Source organism: Mesorhizobium sp. B1-1-5 (genome assembly GCF_006443065.1).
In the GTDB taxonomy this organism is placed as follows: domain Bacteria; phylum Pseudomonadota; class Alphaproteobacteria; order Rhizobiales; family Rhizobiaceae; genus Mesorhizobium.
On record NZ_VFWS01000002.1, the window covers coordinates 33,670 to 51,052 of the forward strand.

At 63.6% G+C, this 17,383-nt stretch carries 15 protein-coding genes; 11 read left to right on the forward strand and 4 right to left on the reverse strand.

Translation table 11 applies throughout. The features are described 5' to 3' along the window. Complete coding sequence (locus FJ980_RS01230) at positions 1 to 1,458, forward strand: NAD-dependent succinate-semialdehyde dehydrogenase (RefSeq protein WP_140541148.1); 1,458 nt, start codon at positions 1 to 3, stop codon at positions 1,456 to 1,458. Between the two features lie 12 nt (positions 1,459 to 1,470). Here the strand turns inward: FJ980_RS01230 and FJ980_RS01235 are convergent, their stop codons facing one another. After that, positions 1,471 to 2,745, reverse strand: a complete 1,275-nt coding sequence (locus FJ980_RS01235; RefSeq protein ID WP_140541149.1) for an FAD-binding oxidoreductase — start codon at positions 2,743 to 2,745, stop codon at positions 1,471 to 1,473. Between the two features lie 16 nt (positions 2,746 to 2,761). Further along, positions 2,762 to 3,430: a haloacid dehalogenase type II gene (locus tag FJ980_RS01240; RefSeq protein WP_140541150.1), complete on the reverse strand. Its 669-nt coding sequence runs from the start codon at positions 3,428 to 3,430 to the stop codon at positions 2,762 to 2,764. On the opposite strand from FJ980_RS01240, the gene FJ980_RS34565 reads away from it, so the two are divergent. The 8 genes from FJ980_RS34565 (at position 3,429) to FJ980_RS01275 (ending at position 12,151) form a co-directional block, all read left to right on the forward strand. Beyond that, complete coding sequence (locus FJ980_RS34565) at positions 3,429 to 3,569, forward strand: hypothetical protein (RefSeq protein WP_181175778.1); 141 nt, start codon at positions 3,429 to 3,431, stop codon at positions 3,567 to 3,569. The two genes, FJ980_RS01240 and FJ980_RS34565, sit on opposite strands and share 2 nt — an antisense overlap. Positions 3,570 to 3,751: 182 nt before the next feature. Further along, the gene (locus FJ980_RS01245) at positions 3,752 to 4,591 is read left to right on the forward strand and encodes a GNAT family N-acetyltransferase (RefSeq protein ID WP_140541151.1); all 840 of its coding nucleotides are present in this window, start codon (positions 3,752 to 3,754) and stop codon (positions 4,589 to 4,591) included. 14 nt (positions 4,592 to 4,605) lie between these two features. Continuing rightward, the gene (locus tag FJ980_RS01250; RefSeq protein ID WP_140541152.1) at positions 4,606 to 5,979 is read left to right on the forward strand and encodes an aspartate aminotransferase family protein; all 1,374 of its coding nucleotides are present in this window, start codon (positions 4,606 to 4,608) and stop codon (positions 5,977 to 5,979) included. 238 nt (positions 5,980 to 6,217) lie between these two features. Continuing rightward, on the forward strand, positions 6,218 to 6,940 hold the full coding sequence (locus FJ980_RS01255; RefSeq protein WP_181181068.1) for an HAD-IA family hydrolase: 723 nt from the start codon (positions 6,218 to 6,220) through the stop codon (positions 6,938 to 6,940). Between the two features lie 64 nt (positions 6,941 to 7,004). Further along, positions 7,005 to 8,615, forward strand: a complete 1,611-nt coding sequence (locus tag FJ980_RS01260) for an ABC transporter substrate-binding protein (protein ID WP_140541154.1) — start codon at positions 7,005 to 7,007, stop codon at positions 8,613 to 8,615. A gap of 85 nt (positions 8,616 to 8,700) precedes the next feature. Beyond that, entirely contained in the window at positions 8,701 to 9,651 is a 951-nt protein-coding gene (locus tag FJ980_RS01265) for an ABC transporter permease (RefSeq protein ID WP_140541155.1), read from the forward strand. Next, positions 9,648 to 10,499 carry an ABC transporter permease gene (locus FJ980_RS01270; RefSeq protein ID WP_140541156.1) on the forward strand — a complete coding sequence of 284 codons (852 nt, stop codon included), beginning with the start codon at positions 9,648 to 9,650 and terminating at the stop codon, positions 10,497 to 10,499. Before FJ980_RS01265 ends, FJ980_RS01270 begins: the two co-directional genes overlap by 4 nt. Next, on the forward strand, positions 10,496 to 12,151 hold the full coding sequence (locus FJ980_RS01275) for an ABC transporter ATP-binding protein (protein WP_140541157.1): 1,656 nt from the start codon (positions 10,496 to 10,498) through the stop codon (positions 12,149 to 12,151). Before FJ980_RS01270 ends, FJ980_RS01275 begins: the two co-directional genes overlap by 4 nt. 73 nt (positions 12,152 to 12,224) lie before the next feature. Here the strand turns inward: FJ980_RS01275 and FJ980_RS01280 are convergent, their stop codons facing one another. Then, positions 12,225 to 14,279 (reverse strand): NADH:flavin oxidoreductase, encoded by a 2,055-nt coding sequence (locus FJ980_RS01280; protein ID WP_140541158.1) that lies wholly within the window; start codon positions 14,277 to 14,279, stop codon positions 12,225 to 12,227. Between the two features lie 92 nt (positions 14,280 to 14,371). On the opposite strand from FJ980_RS01280, the gene FJ980_RS01285 reads away from it, so the two are divergent. Then, positions 14,372 to 15,313, forward strand: a complete 942-nt coding sequence (locus FJ980_RS01285) for a LysR substrate-binding domain-containing protein (RefSeq protein ID WP_140541159.1) — start codon at positions 14,372 to 14,374, stop codon at positions 15,311 to 15,313. A 41-nt stretch (positions 15,314 to 15,354) separates the two neighbouring features. Here FJ980_RS01285 and FJ980_RS01290 read toward each other — a convergent pair whose 3' ends face one another. Beyond that, a complete protein-coding gene (locus FJ980_RS01290; RefSeq protein WP_140541160.1) occupies positions 15,355 to 15,831 on the reverse strand; it encodes an Lrp/AsnC family transcriptional regulator in 477 nt (158 codons plus the stop codon). Between the two features lie 224 nt (positions 15,832 to 16,055). On the opposite strand from FJ980_RS01290, the gene FJ980_RS01295 reads away from it, so the two are divergent. Continuing rightward, a complete protein-coding gene (locus FJ980_RS01295) occupies positions 16,056 to 17,381 on the forward strand; it encodes an FAD-binding oxidoreductase (RefSeq protein WP_140541161.1) in 1,326 nt (441 codons plus the stop codon). Positions 17,382 to 17,383: the final 2 nt, after the last annotated feature.

The window sequence follows — 17,383 nt, forward strand, 5'->3', positions numbered from 1 at the left end:
ATGAAAAACCTGAATGACAACAGTCTCTTCCGCGAGGCCGGCCTCATCGGCGGGAGATGGGTCGCGGCAGGTTCCGGCAGGACGGTCGATGTGATTAATCCTGCAACACAGCTATCGGTCGGCACGGTGCCAGACATGGCTGGTCCGGAGACCCGAACGGCCATACAGGCCGCGGCTTCCGCCTATCAGGATTGGAAAAAGAAGACCCATGCCGAACGTGCCGCCCTGCTGGAGGCCTGGCATGGCCTGATGCTCACGCATCTGGACGATCTCGCGCTGATCCTGACGACGGAACAAGGCAAGCCGCTGGACGAGGCCAAAGGCGAGATCCGCTACGGCGCCTCCTTCGTCAAATGGTTCGCCGAGGAGGCGCGCCGCATCAACGGCCACACCATTCCCGCGCCCTCATCCGACCGCCGCATCATCGTTCTGAAGGAACCGGTTGGCGTTTGCGGCATCATCACGCCGTGGAATTTTCCCAACGCGATGATCACCCGCAAGGTCGCGCCGGCGTTGGCCGCCGGCTGCACCGTGGTCATCAAGCCGTCCGAGTTCACGCCCTATTCGGCACTGGCGCTCGGCGTGCTTGCCGAACGAGCGGGCATCCCCACCGGCGTCATCAACATCGTCACCGGCATGCCGGCCGAGATCGGCAACGAGATCATGGCGAACGAGACCGTGCGCAAGATTTCCTTCACCGGTTCGACCAGGGTCGGCTCACTGCTGATGCGCGGCGCGGCCGACAGCGTGAAAAGGCTCAGCCTCGAGCTCGGCGGCAACGCGCCGTTCATCGTCTTCGACGACGCAGATCTCGATTTGGCAGTCGAAGGCGCGCTCGCCTCGAAATTTCGCAACGGCGGCCAGACCTGCGTGTGCGCCAACCGCATCCTCGTCCAGACCTCGGTCTATGACGCCTTCGCCGCCAAGCTCAGCGCCCGCGTGAACGCCATGATAGTTGGGCCAGGCACGCAGCCCGGCGTCGCGATCGGACCGATGATCAACATGGCGGCGGTCGAGAAGATCGAGCGGCATGTCGAGGACGCGCTCGCCAAGGGTGCTGCGATCGCAACCGAGAAGCCGGCGTTACCGCAGGGCCCGCAATATGTTGCGCCGCTGGTGCTGACCGGCGCAACGGCTGAGATGCAGCTCGCCGGCGAGGAAACCTTTGGTCCGGTAGCGCCGCTCTTCCGTTTCGAGACCGAAGAGGAGGCGATCGCGCTCGCCAACGGCACGCCATACGGACTGGCCTCCTACTTCTACACCGAGAACCTGAAGCGCGCCTGGCGCGTCGGCGAGGCGCTGGAATTCGGCATGGTGGGGCTCAACACCGGCTCCGTCTCGATGGAGGTCGCTCCCTTCGGCGGCGTCAAGCAGTCCGGCCTCGGGCGCGAGGGCGCCCAGGCCGGCATCGAGGAATATCTTGAGATGAAGAGCTTCCATATGGGCGGGCTGGGCTAACCCCAGCCCCGATCACTGGATCCGGTCGAGCGCCTTGTAGTAGAGGCCGACCATCGGCAGGAACCAGGGCTTGCCGGAATAGCCGGGGATGGACGGCCATTGGAGGCCCTTCAGCGGATTGCGATCCTCGCGGCCGAGCATGGCGTCCGCGATGATCATGCCGAGCTGCGTGGAAAGCTGCGCGCCGTGCCCTGAATAGCCCATCGCGTACCAGACCCCATCATGGTAGCCGGCCCGCGGGAAGCGGTCCTTGGTCATGTCGACCAGCCCGCCCCAGCAATAGTCTATCTCGACCTTGGCGAGCTGCGGGAAGATCGCAGCGAGACTTGCCCGCAATATCTGGCCGCTGCTGGCATCGGAGCGCTGGTCCGATGTTGCCGAGAAGCGGGCACGGCCGCCAAAGATCAGGCGCTTGTCCGGCGAAAGCCGGAAGTAGTTGCCGATATTCATCGAGGTCACGCATGTCCGGTTGCCCGGCATCGTCGCGGCGATCTCGGCATCGCTCAGCGGCCGCGTGGCGATGATGAAGCTACCAACGGAGATGAGTCTGCGGCGGAAATAGTCGAAATTCGGCGTGGTGTAGGCGCCGGTCGCCACGAGCAAATTGTCTGCGCTGATGCGGCCGCGCGAAGTGGTCAGCTGATGCAGTGCGCCGGACTGCCTGTGATCCGTCACGGTTGCATTCTCATGGATAATGGCGCCATGGCGGACCGCCGCTGTCGCCAGCCCAGCCACATAGCGGCCCATATGCATCATGGCGCTTTTCTTCGAGAGCATTGCGCCATGAAAGGGCGAGCCGATCTCGGATTTAAGGTCGGTCGACGACAGCAGCGCCGTATCCGAGTCCACTTCCGCATGGACGGCTTCGAAGTTGCGGGCGATCGCTTCGAAATGCTTCGGCTTGGAGGCGAGCTTCAGCTTGCCGGCGCGACGGAAGTTGCAGTCGATGCCTTCCTCGGCGATCAGCGCCGCGATGGTGTCGATGGAATCGTCCAGCGCGCGGTAGAGCGCGATCGCGCGTTCCTTGCCAAGCTCCGCCTTGGCCGAAAGATAGCTGTGCGCGAGGCCGTTGTTCAGATGCCCGCCATTGCGCCCGGAGGCGCCCCAGCCAACCCGCTCCGCTTCCAGCACCACGACCTTGGCGCCGGCCTTCGCCAGCTGGCGCGCGGCGGCGAGACCGGTGAAGCCGCCGCCGACGATGGCGGCGTCGTAGTGCCCCTCGACCGGGCCTTGCGCCCCGCCGGAAAAGACGGGGGCGGTGTCGTGCCAGTAGGAGACGAACTTCATCGGTAATCCGCCTGTTTCAGAGCCCGACCACACCCGGCAGCCCGGAAATATCGGATATCTCCACATAGCCGTAGTAGGGATTGGCCGGCTCGTGGCCGCGGTTGACCCAAACCTTGTTCTTGATGCCGAGGTCATGGGCCGACATCAGGTCGTAGCGGAAGGAAGACGAACAGTGAAGGATGTCTTGCGGACCGCAGCCAAGCCTGTCGAGCATATATTCGAAGGCCTTGAAGCGAGGCTTGTAAGCCTGTGCCTGCTCGGCCGTGTAGACGGCATGGAACGGTGCGCCGAGCTTTTCGACGTTCGACATGATCTGCGCGTTCATGGCGTTGGAGAGGATGACCAGCGGAATTTCCTTGGCGACCTTGGCAAGTCCGGCCGGAACGTCGGCGTGCGGCCCCCAGGTCGGCACGCGCTCATAGACCATTTTGGCGTCATCGGGGCTGAAGCCGACGCCATTGCGTTTGCAGGCGCGCTCCAGCGCGTTGTGGATGACCTCGGCATAGGGCTTCCAGTCGCCCAGAATCTCATCGAGCCGGTAAGCCGCGAAGTCCTTGATGAACTCCTGCATGCGCGGCTCGTCAAGCCGGCTGCCATAGAGGTCGCGCGCCGCCTCCGCCATCTGGAAATTGGTCAACGTGCCGTAGCAGTCGAAGGTGATGTATTTGGGCCTGAAGGAAGCCATGTTCGTCGATCTCCAGTGGAAGCACATCCGCGTTCGGATGTTTTTCATCATAGGCTGGCCGGGAGCGAGCCACCTGACCGAAATGCACGTTCCGAAAGCAGAAAGTTCCGTATCCGCTGGCCTGTTTGGCACGCTGTAGCACCCTGCAGCCGATCCCGAGGGGTTGGTCGGCGGCCTGCGGCGCATCCGCTGCGGCCCGCGCCAGCACAAGATGCGGCGCACCCCCTGCGCAAAGGCGAATGATACTGCCGAAGTCGAAACCTTCAGACGATCTGCAGCCCGCCGATGGCCGAGACTTGGGGCCAGATGGAAAGGTGCCTCATGCAGCAAGGCGAGATCGAACTCCAGGACTTTGGGCCGGATCATATCGAGGGCGCAGTCGCGCTTTCTCGCCAGGAGAACTGGCCGCATCGCCCGCAGGACTGGCAGATGGCGCTGCAACTCTCCAGCGGCGCGGTCGCGCTCGACGACCAGGGCCGGGTCACCGGCACAATCCTGGTAACGCCCTACGGCGCCGATTGCGCCATGATCAACATGGTGATCGTCGACAGGAAGGCGCGGGGCAAAGGACTCGGGCGCCGGCTCATGGAACAGGCCTTTGCCCTTGCCGGCGACCGGCCACTGCGACTTGTCGCGACAACCGACGGCATGCCCCTTTATGAGAAGCTGGGCTTTATGCCCTCGGGCACGATTCTTCAGCACCACGGCCAGGTGGCAGCGCTTGAGGCTCCCGAGGGTGTGGAAGCCGCGAGCACCCACGATCTGCTGGAAATCAAGGCCCTGGACCGTGACGCCTACGGCGCCGACCGTAAAGCTTTGATCGATGCGCTGGCCGAGCGGGGTGAATTCGCAGTCATCCGCCGCAAAGGCATCATCGCGGCCTATGCCGCAATCCGCCCATTCGGACGCGGCGAGGTGATCGGCCCCGTCATTGCGGACAACGCCGCGGACGCCAAAGTGCTGATTAGCTTCTTCGCCGCGTCGCGCCCCGGCGCGTTCCTGCGCGTGGATACCGACAGCCGCACCGGCCTCGCGGGATGGCTGGCCGAAATCGGCCTCGCTCATGTCGGCGGAGGCGTTGCCATGGACCGCCCCGCCAGGAATGGGCCGGAACAGGCCAGGCCAAGAGTTTACGCCCTCGCCAACCAGGCGCTCGGATAGTCCGGAGGACAAAAATGCTCGCCAATTCCCTGCTAGAACTCGACCGCGCCCATCTCATCCATCCGGTCACCTCCTATCGCGGGCACGAGGCGCTCGGCGTGCGCGTGCTGAAATCGGCGAAGGGCGCTACAGTGACCGACGCGTCCGGCCGGCAGCTTCTCGACGGTTTCGCCGGCCTGTGGTGCGTGAATGCCGGCTATGGTCACGACAGCATCGTCGAGGCGGCGGCCCGGCAGATGCGCGAGCTGCCCTACGCCACTGCCTATTTCGATCTCGGCTCGGAGCCCGCCATCCGGCTCGCCTCGGAATTGGCCGAACGCGCGCCCGGCGACCTCAACCACGTCTATTTCACGCTTGGCGGCTCGGATGCGGTCGACAGCACGATCCGTTTCGTCCGCTATTACTGGAATGCCAAGGGCGAGCCGCAGCGCGACCAGTTCATTTCCATCGAGCAAGGTTATCACGGATCGTCGGTGGTCGGCGCTGGCCTGACCGCCCTGCCCGCCTTTCATGCCGGCTTCGGCATTCCCTTCGAATGGCAGCACAAGATCCCCTCGCCCTATCCTTATCGCAATCCGGTTGGGAATGACCCGAACGCCATCACCGCCGCATCGCTTGCGGCGCTGAAGGCCAAGATCGAGGATCTCGGCCCGCAGCGCGTCGCCGCCTTTTATGCCGAGCCGATCCAGGGCTCCGGCGGCGTCATCGTGCCGCCGAAAGGCTGGATCAAGGCGATCCGCGAGCTCTGCCGGGAATACGGCATCCTGTTCATAGCCGACGAGGTGATTACCGGCTTCGGGCGCACAGGCCCCCTGTTTGCCTGCACGGACGAGGATATCGTTCCCGACTTCATGACGACGGCGAAAGGCTTGACTTCGGGCTATATCCCGATGGGCGCCGTGTTCATGGCCGATCATGTCTACAACACCATCGCCGATGGCGCGGGTGCGTCTGCGGTCGGCCATGGCTACACCTATTCCGCCCATCCGGTCAGCGCAGCCGTCGCACTCGAAGTGTTGAAGCTCTATGAAAACGGAATTCTTGAGAACGGCGTCAAGGCCGGCGCCCGCCTGATGGCGGGCCTGTCAGGGTTGAGCGACCATCCGCTGGTCGGCGACGTCCGCGGTCGCGGCATGCTTGCTGCGATCGAGCTGGTGGTCGACAAAAAGAAGAAAACGCCGCTTCCAGCCTCGGCCATGCCGGCGCGACGCGTCTTCGACAGGGCCTGGGACAATGGCATCATCATCCGCGCCTTCGCGCACGGTGTTCTCGGCTATGCCCCTCCGCTCTGCTGCACCGACGACGAGATCGACGCGATCGTCGAGCGCACGCGCCAGACGCTCGACCAGACGCTCGAGGACCCGGACGTGCGCCAGGCGCTGGCATGATGAGAGATGATTATGTCGTGTCTCGAAATATCGCTGGGGCAGACGATTTCGCAATTTTGTGCCGCTACCTCGCGCCTTTTCGGCGAATCCAGCGCGGGGGAAGTGCCAGACTGCTTTTTAAGAAAGGGCCAGAAAGCCCGAATTTCCGGGCTTTCGAACAAGGCCGACGCCCCCGACAGCACGGATTATTGTTCTGTTCAGCATGAGTAATTCGGCCGCGCGCAGAGGAGAGCCAGTCTTGGCCAGGGGCTTTAACGAATTCAAATACGTGACCTTCGATGTGGTCGGTACGCTGATCGACTTCGAAGCCGGCATCACGACCTGCTTGGCCGAGATCGCCGCGGAGGCCGGTGCTTCCGTCGACGGCGAAGAAGCGCTCGCCCTCTACCGGCAGGCCCGCTACATGCCCGATGCGAAGCTTTTCCCCGACGATCTCGCGCGTGTCTACATGGTCATCGCACCGCGGCTCGGCCTGCCGGCCGAGGAGAAATACGGCGCCCGGCTGCGGGATTCGGCGAGCGGCTGGCAAGGCTTCTCCGACAGCAGGGCGGCACTGGCCGGCCTTGCGAAGTCCCACAAGCTGATTGCCACGACCAATGCCCGGCGCTGGGCTCTCGACCATTTCGAGAAGCAGCTTGGATCGCCCTTCTTCGCTACCTTCACCGCCGACGATACCGGCACCGAGAAGCCGGACCCTGCCTTCTTTCAAAAGGTCTTCGACTTCGTGGCCTCCCGCGGCGACAGCAAGGAGGACATCCTGCACGTTGCGCAAAGCCAGTATCACGACATCGGCATATCCCGGACGCTCGGCATGACCAACTGCTGGATCGAGCGCCGCCACGCCCAGAAGGGCTATGGCGGCACGATAGAGCCCAAGCACTTCACCGTGCCCGACTACCACTTCACCTCAATGGCCGACTTTGCGGCGGCCGTGCGGGAAAGCCTGAAGGAACGAACCTGAGCTCAAGACCCGGAAAGCCGCATCAAGACGCGCATCCCGGCCAAACAACAGAAAGGGGAATGACATGAGCGACAAGATCACCAACTGGACCGGAGCAGACGATGCGATGGTCGAAAACGCCATCCGGCGAGGCGCGAGCCGCCGCGAACTCATCAAAATGCTGCTGGCAGGCGGCGCCGCCTTTGCCGCGGGAAGCGCTGTGCTCGGCCGAGCCACCAATGCCGTCGCCGCCACGCCAGTCTCAGGCGGCCACCTCAAGGCTGCCGGCTGGTCGTCCTCGACGGCCGATACGCTCGATCCGGCCAAGGCGTCGCTCTCCACCGACTATGTCCGCTGCTGCTCGCTCTATAACCGCCTGACCTTCCTCGACAGGGATGGCAAGACGCAGATGGAGCTGGCCGAAAGCATCGACAGCAAGGACGCCAAGACCTGGACGGTGAAGCTGCGCAAGGGCGTCACGTTCCATGACGGCAAGGACCTCACCGCCGACGACGTCGTCTTCTCGCTAAAGCGTCACCTCGACAAGGCAGTCGGCTCCAAGGTCGCCAAGATCGCCGCGCAGATGACGGGCTTCAAGTCTGTCGACAAGTCGACCGTCGAAATCACGCTCGCCGACCCGAACGCCGACCTGCCGACCATCCTGGCGCTCCATCACTTCATGATCGTAAGGGACGGCACCACCGACTTTTCCAAAGGCAACGGCACGGGCGCTTTCGTGCTGGAGACCTTCGAGCCGGGCGTGCGCTCGGTGGTCACCAAGAACAAGAACTACTGGAAGTCGGGCAAGCCCTATCTCGATTCCTTCGAGTTCATCGCCATCAGCGACGACAGCGCGCGCGTCAACGCGCTTCTGTCGGGCGATATCGGCTTCGCCGCCTCGATCAATCCGCGCGCGATGAAGCTCATCAGCGGCCAGCAGGGTTTCGAATTGTCGAAGACGACCTCGGGCAACTACACCGACCTCAACATTCGGCTCGATATGGAACCCGGCAACAAGGCCGACTTCGTGGCTGGCATGAAATATCTCGTCAACCGCGAGCAGATCGTCAAATCGGCATTGCGCGGCCTTGGAGAGATCGGCAACGACCAGCCGGTCTCGCCGGCCAACATCTTCCACAACGCCGACCTCAAGCCGAAGACTTTCGATCCGGACAAGGCGAAGTTCCACTTCCAGAAGGCAGGCGTGCTCGGCCAGTCCATCCCGGTGATTGCCTCCGACGCTGCCACCTCCTCGATCGACATGGCCGTGATCATCCAGGCGGCCGGGGCGGATATCGGCATGAAGCTCGATGTCCAGCGCGTCCCCTCCGACGGGTACTGGGACAATTACTGGCTCAAGGCGCCGGTCCATTTCGGCAATATCAATCCGCGTCCGACCCCGGACATCCTGTTCTCGCTGCTATACGCATCCAACGCGCCGTGGAACGAAAGCCAGTACAAGTCCGAGAAGTTCGACAAGATGCTTGTCGAGGCGCGCGGCTCCCTCGATCAGGCCAAGCGCAAGGAGATCTACGACCAGATGCAGACCATGGTGTCCGAGGAGGCGGGCACCATCATCCCGGCCTATATCTCGAATGTCGATGCCCTCTCCAGCAAGGTGAAGGGTTTGGAAGCAAACCCGCTTGGTGGCATGATGGGCTACGCAATGGCCGAGTATCTCTGGCTCGAAGCCTGAGAGGCGCCTGCCGGGGGCCCGGTCAGCCGGCCCCCCGGCACCGCGTCGAGCAATATTTCGGCCGAACGCAACCGCAGGAGCCTCCATGACGTCTGGGGTTTTGAACCTCGTGGTGAAGCGGCTGGGGATCGCGCTCGTCACGCTTCTGATCGTGCTCTTCGCCGTGTTTTTCGCCACCAGCATGCTGCCTGGCGACACCGCGTCGATCCTGCTCGGCCAGGCGGCGACGCCCGAAGCGGTCGCCGGCCTGCGCGAGGCCATGCACCTCAACGATCCGGCGATCCTGCGCTTCCTGCGCTGGCTTCTCGGCCTGCTCCATGGCGACCTCGGCACGTCCTATGCCAACAACATGCCGGTGGCAGCGCTGATCGGCGGCCGTCTGGTCAACACCATGAAGCTAGCCGCCATCACAACGCTGTTGTCGGTGCCGCTGGCGCTGACGCTCGGCATTACCGCCGCGATGCTGCGCGGCTCGCTCTATGACCGCGCTGTCACCGTGCTTTCGATCGGGGTGATCTCGGTGCCGGAGTTCATGGTCGCGACGCTGGCGGTCCTGCTCTTCGCGGTCTATCTAAAATGGCTGCCGGCGTTGTCCTCGGTCAACGAGGCGCATTCGCTGACCGACCTGGTGCGCATCTATGCGATGCCGGTGATCACGCTCACCTTCGTCATCTCCGCCCAGATGGTACGCATGACGCGGGCCGCGGTGATTGAAACGCTCTCCACGCCCTACGCCGAGATGGCGCTGCTCAAGGGCGCCTCGCGCGGCCGCATGGTGCTGAAGCACGCGCTTCCCAATGCGCTCGGCCCGATCGTCAACGCGGTTGCGCTGTCGCTGTCCTATCTGGTCGGCGGCGTCATCATCGTTGAGACAATCTTCAACTATCCTGGCATCGCCAAGCTGATGGTCGATGCCGTCGCGACACGCGACCTGCCGCTGATCCAGAGCTGCGCGATGATCTTCTGCCTCGGCTATCTGCTGCTCATCACGGCCGCGGACATCGTGGCCATCATGTCCAACCCGAGGCTGAGATGACGATGGCACGCGCTGCAGCCTCCCGACGATCCCTGCTCGGCCACAGCTACAATGTTGTCGGCGTCGTGGCTTCGCTGGTTATCCTGGCGTGGACGCTGATCGCCATCTTCGCGCCCTACATCAACCCGCATTCGATCGGCGACATCGTCGATGACGACTATTTCGGCCCGATGCGCCAAGCCCTGTGGCTGGGCTCGGACTATCTCGGCCGCGACATGCTCTCGCGGGTGCTGATGGGCGCGCGCTACACCGTCGGCATATCGCTTGCCGCCGTCTTCATCGCCTGCTTTTCAGGTGTCGTGCTCGGCATGGTCGCGGCCGTCACCGGCGGGTGGTTCGACACCTGCCTCAGCCGCTTCCTCGACGCCATGAACTCCATCCCCAGCAAGCTGTTCGGGCTCGTCGTCGTTGCCGCGGTCGGCTCGTCGATCCCGGTGCTGATCCTGACGCTCGCGGTGATCTATATCCCTGGCGCCTACCGTTTTGCCCGCGCGCTTGCCGTCAACATCAACACCATGGACTTCATGACCGTCGCCCGCGTGCGCGGCGAAAGCACCGCCTACCTCATCGGCTCGGAGGTCCTTCCCAACATTATCCGCCCGGTGCTCGCCGATTTCGGCCTGCGCTTCGTCTTCATCGTGCTCCTGCTTTCCGGCCTGTCCTTTCTCGGGCTCGGGCTGCAACCGCCTCTGGCCGACTGGGGCGCGCTGGTGCGTGAGAATATCGGCGGACTGCCGTTCGCGGCGCCGGCAGTCATCGTACCTTCGCTGGCGATTGCCAGCCTCACCATCAGCGTCAACCTGCTGATCGACAACCTGCCGCAGAAGATCAGGGACAGGGACGCATGACCAATCTCGTCGAGGTGAGGAACCTGAGGATCGAGGCGAAGACCGATTCCGGACGGATCGTCGAAATCATCAAGGGCGTCAGCCTCGACATCGCCGACGGCGAGATCGTCGCGCTGATCGGCGAGAGCGGCTCCGGCAAGACGACGGTGGCGCTCTCACTCATGGGGCACGCACGCCCCGGCTGCCGGATAACCGGCGGCGAGATCAATGTGAACGGCAAGAACATGGCCGCACTTTCCGAAAAGCAGCGAGCCAAGCTGCGGGGCACCGACATTGCCTATGTTCCACAAAGTGCCGCCGCCTCGTTCAATCCCTCGGCGACCATCATGGAGCAGGTGATCGAGGTCACGCGCATCCACAGGCTGATGCCCCCCGAGAAGGCGCGAAAGCGCGCTGTCGAGCTGTTCAGGGCCTTGTCGTTGCCGGATCCGGAAGGGATCGGCGCCCGTTATCCGCACCAGGTTTCCGGCGGCCAGTTGCAGCGGCTATCGGCGGCCATGGCGCTTATCGGCGATCCCAAGCTGGTAATCTTCGACGAGCCGACGACGGCCCTCGATGTGACGACGCAGATAGACGTGCTGAAGGCGTTCAAGTCGGTGATGCGGGCTGGCGGGATAGCAGGTGTGTATGTTTCCCACGACCTCGCCGTCGTCGCCCAGATCGCCGATCACATCGTAGTGCTCAAGGGCGGCGAAGTGCAGGAGGCCGGCAGCACCACCGAAATCCTTTCTGCGGCCCGCCACCCCTACACACGCGAATTGCTCGCGGCCTTCGAGCCGAAGCGGCGGCAAGCGCACGCGGACGCAGATGCCGGCGCGAAGCCGTTGCTGCGCATCGACAATGTGACGGCCGGCTATGGTGCAGTGCGAGACGATGGACTGCCACTTATCCGGGCTGTCAATGCCGTCAGCCTGGTCGTCGAGAAAGGCCGCAACCTCGGCGTCATCGGCGAATCCGGTTGCGGAAAATCGACGCTCGCGCGCGTCATCGCCGGCATCCATCCGGCAGCGGCCGGCGACATCATCTTCGACGGCAAGCAACTGGAGCGCGCCGCAAGCAAACGCAGCCAGGACCAGCTGCGCGAGATGCAGATCGTGTTCCAGTATGCCGATACCGCGCTCAATCCGGCCAAGCCGATCGAAGACATCATCTCCCGCCCGCTGGCCTTCTACCACGCGATGAACAGGCAGGCGCGCACGAAGCGCGTCGATGAACTGCTCGACATGGTGCGGCTGCCGAGAGCGCTGCGCTATCGTCGTCCGTCGGAGCTCTCGGGCGGCCAGAAGCAGCGGGTGAACTTTGCACGCGCGCTGGCAGCCGATCCCAAGCTCATCATCTGCGATGAAATCACCTCAGCGCTCGACACGGTGGTGGCAGCCGCGGTGATCGAACTGCTCAACGAGCTGCAGCGCGAGCTTGGGCTTTCCTATATCTTCATCAGCCACGACCTCTCGGTCGTCGAGGCGATCTGCGACGAGATCATGGTCATGTACAATGGCGAGCGGGTGGAGCAGATCTCACCCGACGGGCTGAAAGCGCCCGCCCACCCCTATTCCAAGCTTCTGTTCTCCTCCGTGCCGAAGCTCGATCCGACGTGGCTCGACGGGCTCGTCCGCGACCCCGAGCTGGTCAGCCAATACGGCCACCGCTAGCTAAGGGCTGAGCCTCACTGGTCAATGCCGAGATGATCTCGGTCAATGCGCTCCATGAGCGCCTCTCCCGATCCTACAATTGCGAACAGATCCGGTAGGCCTCATAGATCGACGAGTAGATATCCCGGCTGGCAACCGCGTCGCCAATGCGATGCAAGACGAACGCTCCGACGGCTTGGCCACTGTCGCCTTCCTCTGTGCTTGCCCCGGTCATGAGCGCGATGTCGGTGACGCCGTCGTTGGCGGAGCGGACGCGCAATTCCTGATAGATGTCTTCCATGGGCACCGTGCCGCGCTCGACAATGAGTTGCGCCGCGGTCATTTCGGTTTCCGCACCGGTGAGTTCGTGCCGGAACATGGCGGCGATCCCATCGCCGTGGCGCGCCGCCTTGACCAGGCGCAGGTCGCCGACGACCCGGATGCCCAGTTCCGAGGCAAGTTTGCGGAAACTCACCCTGTCCGGATAAGGCGTCTCGATGGCCAGGGTGTCATCCGCTATGGCCAGACTGACCACGCGCCCCAGACGTGCCAAGTGGAGGGCACAGGAGATGGCGGCCTGACGTCCGGTCTCGTCGTAGATCAGCACATCCTCCTTGGCTGGCACGACTCCGGTCAGAACGTCCCAGACGCTGTCGCAGTGTTCAGCGCCATCCAGCCATTGCATGTCAGGAATGCCTCCGGTGGCAACGATGACGGCGTCCGGCTTTTCGGCAAGGACAAGCTCGGCATCCGCATAGGTGTTGAGACGGACTTCGACGCCGAGGCGGGCGAGCTCGTCCACACGCCAGTCGACGATGCCGATGAGATCCTTGCGGTCATAGGCAGAGGCTGCAATGAGCACCTGCCCGCCAAGCCGCGCTCCGGCCTCGAGCAGGGTCACCTTGTGCCCGCGCTCGGCTGCAATCCTTGCCGCCTCCATCCCGCCAGGGCCGCCGCCGACCACGACCACACGTTTTGGAGTTCCGGCCCGGTCAATGATATGGCTGACGATCGTTTCGTGACCGCTGGCCGGATTGTGGATGCACTGCACCTTCTTATAAAGGCAGTAGGATGCGCCGACGCACGGGCGAATGCGCTCTTCCTCTCCCCGCATCACCTTGTTGACGATATTTGGGTCCGCGATGTGCGCCCGCGTCATGCCGACCAGGTCGACAAGCTTTTCGCGGATCGCATGCCTGGCGGTGGCGACGTCCCTGATGGCGGCAGCATGGATGACGGGCAGTCTGGTTTGCCGCTTGAACTCTCCCACCAGCGGCAGAAACGGCGCGCTCCTGGTGAACATGCCAGGCATGTTGTGCTCGGCCAGGGAGAGCTCGGTGTCCATGCGGCCGACGATGCAGTTGAAGAAATCGATATGGCCTTCCCGCTCGAACAGCTTGGCGAAGGCAAGACACTCCTCGAAATTTGATCCGTCGTCCGCCGCCTCGTCGATAACGAAACGGATGCCGACGGCGAAGTCGTTACCCACCGCATGGCGGATCGCCTCGTGGACCATCAGGCCGAAGCGCGCCCGGTTCTCCAGGGAGCCGCCGAAGGCATCGGTACGCCTGTTGGTTCGGCGGGACAGGAACTGGCCGATCAGATGGCCCCCGGTGACGGTTTCGACGCCATCCAGACCGCCCTCGACGCAGCGCCTGGCGGCACTCGCGTAATCCTTGACGATCCTGTCGATGTCGGCGCCATCCATCTCTTTCGGAAAATTGCGGTTTCGCATCTCGCGAACGCGCGACGGCGCCACCGGCGGCAGCCAGTTTCCGGCATAGGCACTGGCGCGCCGGCCCAGATGCGAGACCTGGCACATCACGGCCGCGCCGTGGCGATGAATGCGGTGCGACAGCGACTGAAGATGGGGTACGATGCGATCGCTCGAAAAATCCAGCTGACCGCCGCCCCAGCTCGAATCGGGCGACGTCATCGCCGAGCCGCCCACCATCGTCATCGCAAGGCCGCCCCGCGCTTTCTCCTCATGGTAACGCTGATAGCGTTCGAGCGGCAGGCCGCCTTCGTCGAGCATCGAGGCATGGCTGGTGCTGACGATGCGGTTGCGCAGCATCAGGCCCTTCAGCCGAAAGGGCTGAAGCAAGGGATCGCTGGATGCCGTGCCTGCTCGAGGTGCCGCTACGCTCATGTCCGCTCCCGCCCATTCGCGAGGGTTATAGTTCGCCATTTGCAGCGCGGCGGTAAGCTTGAAAATACTTTGGGCAGCTATACGCTGCACGCATGGCCGGTTTTGCAAAACTCGTTCCGTCTGCGCGCGGACTGCTTGTCTTCGAAGCTGCCGTCCGGACGGGCAGCTTCACGGCGGCCGCGCGCGAGTTCAACGTCACGCAGCCGTCGATCAGCCGCAGCATCGCCCAGCTGGAGGCCCATCTTGGCGTCGGTCTTTTCGCACGAGGTCCAGCGGGTTTGGCCCCGACCGCGGAGGCGCGCGCCCTCTATGCGGCCGTAAGCGAGGCATTTGAAGGAATCGAGGGCGTGATCGGCACGATCAGGAAGAACAGCGACGCGAGGCCGGTCGTCACCCTTTCTCTTTCGAGCTCTCTCGCAACCCATTGGTTCGTTCCGAGGTTGGGGGCGTTCGACACGAGGTTCCCCAACGTCGACCTGAGGTTCGAACTGATCGCGGGCGTCCTGCGAGGCCCGGCCGAGAACGTCGACCTTGCCACGCGATTCCTGGCCGACGACGATACGCATTATCACCACTGGCCATTCTGTCCGGAAATCATCGTGCCGGTGTGCAGCCCGTCCTATCTGTCGACCCACGGCCAGTTAGTGCATGCAGGAAACGGGGAAGGTCATGTCCTGCTTCATCTGACCGATGCTAAGCAGCAGTGGCAGGATGCCTGGGGCAGCGTGGCGGACCGCAAGACAAGCCGGGCAAAGTGGCTGGAGTTCTCGGACTATGCGGTCGTCCTTCAGGGGGCCATGAACGGCCAAGGCGTGGCGCTCGGCTGGCTCAGCAATGTTTCAACGGCGTTGCTTCAGGGGACGCTCGTTCGGGCATCCGACAGGCAGATCAACACGGGCCGGACCCATCAGCTGGTTGCGCCACCCTCACGACCGCTGCGACCGATCGTGTCCGACATCGCTGCCTGGATGATTGCCGAGATGCAGGCCGAACTGGAGAGGCTGCATCCTCTGTTGGGGCCGGACACACTGTAAGGGACCTGCGACAACTGCAGTCAGGGCGCGGCCATAGCCGACTACATCGGGAACAGGCTGGGCAGCGGCATGTGTGCCTTGACGATCGGCGACTTCAGGACCACGAAGCTGAAATACTTGTCGATGCCGATATCCATGTCGGTCAGCCGTTCCATGATCGTCTGATACTCGCTGATGCCGGCGGTCATGAATTTCATCAGGTAATCGTAGCCGCCCGAGACAAGGTGGCATTCTATGACCTGGTCGATCTTCTCCACCACGGCGAGAAAGCGGGCGAAGTCGACCTGGCGATGGTTCTTCAATGTGATCTCAGTGAACACCGTCAGCGTCTGGCCGAGCTTGCCGATATTGACCTGGGCGGAATAGCCCTCGATGTAGCCTTCCGACTGGAGCTTTTTCACCCGCATCAGGCATGGGCTCGGCGACAGATGCACCAGCTCGGCCAGTTCGACATTGGTGATGCGCCCGTTCTTCTGCAGTTCGTGCAGAATCTTGATGTCGATCCGATCCAGCTTCATGGCCGTCTCCACGGAACGCATGCCACAGCACAAAATGCCGTGCTGCCAATACCCAGCGACACTAGCACAGCCCAACGGCCTGTCCATCGGATCGGACACCGCTTTGAAGCGCATCGGCTTCCGAATTCAACCGGACTGCCGGAATAAAATTCTGCCTCGCTCTCAACTGCAGCAGCGCCTGCCTGCGCAGCGCGGTAGATTGAAGCCCCCAGGCGGAGATAATCATGCGCGCACCGCTGCAGCAAATTCAGACTTCGAGCGAACTGCCGCAATCCGCGGACGCGGTGGTCATCGGCGGCGGCATCGTCGGCGTCTTTGCGGCCTATTACCTGGCGCGGCGCGGCATGAAGGTCGTGCTCGTAGAAAAGGGGCGCATCGGCGCCGAGCAGTCTTGCCGCAACTGGGGCTGGTGCCGCCAGCAGAACCGCGACGCCCGTGAACTGCCGATGGCGACACGCAGCCTCGATCTGTGGGAGCGTTTCGTGGCGGACAGCGGGGAGGACACCGGCTTTCGCCGCTGCGGCCTACTCTACCTCAGCAATGATGAGGCGGAACTGGCCAGGTGGGCGCGCTGGCGCGACTTCGCCAGAACGGCCGGCGTCACCACGCTTATGCTCGACGGCGCCGAGGCCAGTGAGCGGGGCCGCGCAACAGGCCGACCATGGAAGGGCGGCGTCTTCTCGCCGAGCGACGGCACCGCCGATCCGTCGCGCGCCGCGCCCTCGGTCGCCCGAGCCATCCTGAAGCTGGGCGGCACGGTGCTGCAAAATTGCGCCGCGCGCGGTATCGAGACCGAGGGTGGACGCCTGAGCGCCGTTGTCACGGAAAACGGAACGATCCGCACGAAGGTGGCTGTCCTGGCCGGCGGCGCCTGGGCGTCCTCCTTCTGCCGGCAGTTCGGCTTCCGCTTTCCGCAGGCAGCTATCCGCTCCTCGATCTTGTCCGTCTCGCCCGGCGCGGAGGGCCTGCCGGACGCGCTGCACACGGCAAAGATTTCCGTCACGCGTCGTGACAATGGCGGCTACACACTCGCCATCAGCGGTCGGGGACGCGTCGATGTCACGCCCCAGCAGCTGCGCTTCTCGTCGCACTTCGTGCCGATGTTCCTGAAGCGGTGGCGCAGCCTTGCGCCGGGCGGCCTGCAGGGTGTGCGTTGTGGGCACGAAACGCTCAAGCTTTGGCGGCTCGACCAACCCACGCCGATGGAGCGCATGCGCATTCTCGATCCGGTCCCGGACAAGGCGACCATCCGCCTGACCCACGCCCGCGCGCTCGAGCTGTTGCCGGCGCTGCGCCAGACAAGGATCAGCGCGGCCTGGGCCGGCTATATCGACAGCACGCCGGACGGCGTGCCCGCGATCGGCGAGATTGATGCCGTTCCAGGCTTCTTCCTGGCTGCCGGATTTTCGGGACACGGCTTCGGCATAGGATCCGGCGCCGGACACCTGGTGGCCGATCTCGTCACCGGCTCGGAGCCGATTGTCGACCCGAAATCCTACGATCCGCGGCGCTTCGATGCTTCGTCCTGGGGTAAGGTCGCCGATTTCTAAGG

Excerpts from the sequence above, each read along its gene's own strand:
- FJ980_RS01230 (WP_140541148.1), top strand. The coding sequence starts at position 1 with ATGAAAAACCTGAATGACAACAGTCTCTTCCGCGAGGCCGGCCTCATC.
- FJ980_RS01275 (WP_140541157.1), top strand. The coding sequence starts at position 10,496 with ATGACCAATCTCGTCGAGGTGAGGAACCTGAGGATCGAGGCGAAGACC.
- FJ980_RS01260 (WP_140541154.1), top strand. The coding sequence starts at position 7,005 with ATGAGCGACAAGATCACCAACTGGACCGGAGCAGACGATGCGATGGTC.
- FJ980_RS01235 (WP_140541149.1), bottom strand. The coding sequence starts at position 2,745 with ATGAAGTTCGTCTCCTACTGGCACGACACCGCCCCCGTCTTTTCCGGC.
- FJ980_RS01245 (WP_140541151.1), top strand. The coding sequence starts at position 3,752 with ATGCAGCAAGGCGAGATCGAACTCCAGGACTTTGGGCCGGATCATATC.
- FJ980_RS01265 (WP_140541155.1), top strand. The coding sequence starts at position 8,701 with ATGACGTCTGGGGTTTTGAACCTCGTGGTGAAGCGGCTGGGGATCGCG.
- FJ980_RS01295 (WP_140541161.1), top strand. The coding sequence starts at position 16,056 with ATGCGCGCACCGCTGCAGCAAATTCAGACTTCGAGCGAACTGCCGCAA.
- FJ980_RS01280 (WP_140541158.1), bottom strand. The coding sequence starts at position 14,279 with ATGAGCGTAGCGGCACCTCGAGCAGGCACGGCATCCAGCGATCCCTTG.
- FJ980_RS01240 (WP_140541150.1), bottom strand. The coding sequence starts at position 3,430 with ATGGCTTCCTTCAGGCCCAAATACATCACCTTCGACTGCTACGGCACG.
- FJ980_RS01285 (WP_140541159.1), top strand. The coding sequence starts at position 14,372 with ATGGCCGGTTTTGCAAAACTCGTTCCGTCTGCGCGCGGACTGCTTGTC.
- FJ980_RS01250 (WP_140541152.1), top strand. The coding sequence starts at position 4,606 with ATGCTCGCCAATTCCCTGCTAGAACTCGACCGCGCCCATCTCATCCAT.
- FJ980_RS34565 (WP_181175778.1), top strand. The coding sequence starts at position 3,429 with ATGTTCGTCGATCTCCAGTGGAAGCACATCCGCGTTCGGATGTTTTTC.
- FJ980_RS01290 (WP_140541160.1), bottom strand. The coding sequence starts at position 15,831 with ATGAAGCTGGATCGGATCGACATCAAGATTCTGCACGAACTGCAGAAG.
- FJ980_RS01270 (WP_140541156.1), top strand. The coding sequence starts at position 9,648 with ATGACGATGGCACGCGCTGCAGCCTCCCGACGATCCCTGCTCGGCCAC.